6 protein-coding genes are annotated in these 3,544 nt (G+C 43.6%); 1 reads left to right on the top strand and 5 read right to left on the bottom strand.

Features of this window, described 5'->3' with window-relative positions; translation table 11 throughout:
- Positions 1–50: 50 nt before the first annotated feature.
- From HWQ41_RS00115 to HWQ41_RS00130, 4 genes are all read right to left on the bottom strand, one after another.
- Positions 51–749: a biopolymer transporter ExbD gene (locus tag HWQ41_RS00115; protein ID WP_292758563.1), complete on the bottom strand. Its 699-nt coding sequence runs from the start codon at positions 747–749 to the stop codon at positions 51–53.
- 43 nt (positions 750–792) lie between these two features.
- On the bottom strand, positions 793–1,521 hold the full coding sequence (locus tag HWQ41_RS00120; protein ID WP_292758566.1) for a MotA/TolQ/ExbB proton channel family protein: 729 nt from the start codon (positions 1,519–1,521) through the stop codon (positions 793–795).
- 238 nt (positions 1,522–1,759) lie between these two features.
- On the bottom strand, positions 1,760–1,942 hold the full coding sequence (locus tag HWQ41_RS00125) for an ATP-binding protein (RefSeq protein ID WP_292758578.1): 183 nt from the start codon (positions 1,940–1,942) through the stop codon (positions 1,760–1,762).
- Between the two features lie 7 nt (positions 1,943–1,949).
- Entirely contained in the window at positions 1,950–2,642 is a 693-nt protein-coding gene (locus HWQ41_RS00130) for a hypothetical protein (RefSeq protein WP_292758569.1), read from the bottom strand.
- A 294-nt stretch (positions 2,643–2,936) separates the two neighbouring features.
- Here HWQ41_RS00130 and HWQ41_RS00135 point away from each other — a divergent pair, with 294 nt between their 5' ends.
- On the top strand, positions 2,937–3,251 hold the full coding sequence (locus HWQ41_RS00135; RefSeq protein ID WP_292758572.1) for a YkvA family protein: 315 nt from the start codon (positions 2,937–2,939) through the stop codon (positions 3,249–3,251).
- Positions 3,252–3,356: 105 nt separating this feature from the next.
- On the opposite strand, the gene HWQ41_RS00140 is transcribed toward HWQ41_RS00135, so the two are convergent.
- Positions 3,357–3,544, bottom strand: a 188-nt coding sequence (locus HWQ41_RS00140; RefSeq protein ID WP_292758575.1) for a hypothetical protein, incomplete at its 5' end; no start/stop codon positions are given.

The raw sequence follows: 3,544 nt of genomic DNA on the forward strand, positions 1-3,544 counted from the left end.
GCCCAATACCCAATGCCCCATGCCCAATGCCCCATGCCCAATGCCCTATCTCATCTTTTAAGAGTAGGTTGGGTTTGTTTGGGTGCTACAGGCGCTTGAGATGCTGGTGAGTTGGAAATACCAGGATTGATCGGACTGATGCCTTTTCCAGTTGGAGGCTGACTTCCACCAGGAAAGGGTACGGAATTAGGTGCTAAGGGAAAATTAGGGGTAAGATTCCCTTCGGGATTGATGCCTGGAAATGGTGCGGTGGTGGGTACTGGTGCAGCACCAGGATTGATTGGGAATGACGGAACGGCAGGTTGGTTGAGTGAGTTTGTGGGTGGTTGAGATGGGCCAGGAATAATTCCCAAAGAGACGCGATCGCCCCCTACTTGCCGTAGCAAGTCCAATGTCTCAATCACATCATTGTAAGTTGCTGTCCGCGAAGCATTCAGCACCACAATGGCACCGGGGTTTGCTTGGAGATACAGTTTTAACCTCTGTCCCAAATCCTCCCGTTTTACAGGCTGTTTTTCTATGTAAGTATTGCCAACGGCATCGATAGTTACAATCAGACTTCCACTCTGTGATGTGATTCCAGATACTGAACTGGCGCTGGCTTTGGGCAAATCAACATTTATTGCCTGTTGCCGCGTAAATTGTAAAGCTGCTAACAAAAAAAACGTCAGGATACAAAAAACAACATCAATTAAAGGGATAATTTGAACTTGGACTTCTTCAATTGGAGTATGTAGATTAACTTTCATCGTCTCACTTTAAAGCCTGGTTCGGGGGTTGAATTCTTGACTATTAATTAGGTGTATTCGGGGGTTCAGGAGGTTCAGGAAACCTAGTCTTTCCTGGCTTGCGGGGTGGAGTGAAATTTTCGTGCACAATTGCTGATGTCATATTACTAAAATCAGGGGGAGACTGGCGGTAGAGCAATTCCATCTCATTCCCTGCCTTCCGAAAAACTTTGACTTGGTTGACTACAAAACTTTGAAATAGACGGTAAAATGCCAAACTAATGATGGCAACTATTAGCCCAGTTGCCGTAGCAATCAGTGATTCACCAATACCAGTTGTCACCCCAGCTGTAGATTCAGTTCCCAAATCGCCAATCCGAATTGATCGCAAAGCGCGGATTAAACCCAAAACCGTGCCCAACAATCCCAGCAGCGGCGCTAGGGCAATCACGGCTTCTAAAAGTTTTTCGCCCCGCCGCATCCCAGCTAATTCATCTTCCGCCGTAGCCTCCAGTGCTAGTCGAAATGTTTCCGCATCAGTTTTTGGAAAACGTAAGGGGGCGTAGAGAAAACGCCCAACAGGCTGATGGCTTGCCTGTCTTGCAATGTCCGCAGCGACTTGCCAATTATCCTGGGCAGCATCCAAAATGCGATCGACTATTTGCTTTTCCTGAGTCAAAATTCGCAACCAGAACCACAAACGCTCGAAAATCACACTCAAAGACAGAATCGAGAGAACTAGCAAAGGCCACATCGCTGGGCCGCCCTTATAAAATAAATCTAAAATATCCACTGTTTAAGTTTCCTCCCTCCATGACTAGAGCAAATATGCTAAAGCATTTTAATTCTAGAGATTAATGCAAAATGAGGGACTTCCAAAATATAAATTTCTCGAAAACCTAAAAAGACACAGGACTTACGCAAACAATAGCCGAAAAGAGTGATTTTCAGGTAGGGGCAATTCATGAATTGCCCCTACAGCGTGTAGTTTTGCGTAAGTCCTAAGACAGTGTAAGCATGGCGTATTTGACTTAAACTGCTGTAGAAAAGTGCTGCTGGGTAGGCAATTGAATGATAAACTCACTTCCTTCACCAAGAGTAGAAAAACATTCCAATTTGCCACCATGTTTTTCGGTGATAATTTGATAACTGATTGCCATGCCCATGCCGGTTCCTTTGCCTACAGGTTTGGTGGTGAAGAAAGGATTGAAGATCCGATTTTTATTTTAATAAATGGATATCTGCTGCAACCATCCCTAGTAATCGATTCTGCGCGTCATAAATGGGACGGCCTGCGGAAGCAGTGATGTATGGATGATTGGGATAATTCCAGGTGAAAATCCGCGACCAGATAGGTTTACGAGCTTTTACGGGTTCGGTGTACCAAGTTTCCTTGAAGTTGTTCCAATCAACAATAGTATTGATATGGGTGCGATCGCCTTGGTCATCTGTGGCGTACTTGTAGGAATTTTTTGGAGGTTTGGCACTCCAATCATCAATCGTCACAGTTTTGCCATCGTAACGGGCGGCTCCTGCTCCCTCACCTGTGGTCAGTCCAATGCCTATATAAGTTAAATCATAAGCCTGCATTTGTTTCGAGAAATACTTTCCCACAGTTTTGCGATGCCTACGGCCGGCTGCGCCTACACGCACATCTAATAACCCCATATGAATAGCATCAGCATTAATTTGATTCACCTTATGGGGAATAGATAGATAAGAATTTAAATGTTGATTTACTATATTACTAGTTCGATCCATCAACTGGTCTGCCAAGTCGTTGACGGCTTTCTGCCCATTCTTAAATGACAAATAACCCACTAAACCCACCGCTCCAAATATTTGTAAGACAAAGGGAATAATCAGAACCATCTGTAGTGGTATTTTAGATATGCCAAAGTGACGCTTCTTCATGGGTAGGTTCCATCCTGGGTTAGTACTTCGCCTTTTTAAAAGCAGATAAATTTACACTAAAAAGGCGAAACTTTAGACTTATATAACTAGGATTCCCCTCTAAAATACACAATCAATCAACATCCATACAATTTATTTGTTGTCAGAGAAGTACTAGACTCTTGTGCAGAATCACAGAGTAAGTCTTTGATGACAGATTACGAGTAGCGTCTTCCAGACCAACTAGGGCGGTTATTCCCACCAGGAGTTTTTAGGATAATTTGTCAAAATTAAAGATAACTGGAGGTTCAAAATATGAAATTTTCAATCCAATCACTTTACACCTGGTATCGCAACTTGCTTCGTAACCCCAAGTACCGTTGGTGGGTAATTTTAGGAACGCTAGTCTATTTGGTCAGCCCAATTGATATTGTTCCAGATTTTATACCCGTTGCGGGACAGATTGATGATGTTTTCCTTTTGACACTGCTAGTTACTGAGGTGTCTGGGCTAGTAATTGAAGGCTGGAAAGCTCGTAAGGGTGATGTGGGCACTGAAGTACCTAATACTACTGAGGCTTCTACCTCCACTGCAAGCACCATTGATGTTGATGCTGTCTCGGTTAAGTAGTTTTGTAAATAAAATAAAATTTAACAAACCCCCTGCTTTTGCTGTCTGCTCACAACGGCGCTGAAGTAGGGGATATTTATTTTTTTTAGTCAGTGGTCAGTGAGCTTACTCTACTGCCGGACAGGTTTCAGCAGATGTCATTAAAAGATATATTAGACCTCTTGCAAAAGTCCCTAACACCTCACCCCGCAAGCCTACGGTGTATACACAAGTCTGAAATAGCTGATTCACTAAGGTTTTACCCCACCCTAACCCTCCCCTTATAAAGGGGAGGGAACTAGATTTCCTGTTTC

It is taken from the genome of Nostoc sp. NOS(2021) (assembly GCF_017115025.1).
GTDB lineage: Bacteria > Cyanobacteriota > Cyanobacteriia > Cyanobacteriales > Nostocaceae > Nostoc.

Excerpts from the sequence above, each read along its gene's own strand:
- HWQ41_RS00115 (WP_292758563.1), bottom strand. The coding sequence starts at position 749 with ATGAAAGTTAATCTACATACTCCAATTGAAGAAGTCCAAGTTCAAATT.
- HWQ41_RS00135 (WP_292758572.1), top strand. The coding sequence starts at position 2,937 with ATGAAATTTTCAATCCAATCACTTTACACCTGGTATCGCAACTTGCTT.
- HWQ41_RS00130 (WP_292758569.1), bottom strand. The coding sequence starts at position 2,642 with ATGAAGAAGCGTCACTTTGGCATATCTAAAATACCACTACAGATGGTT.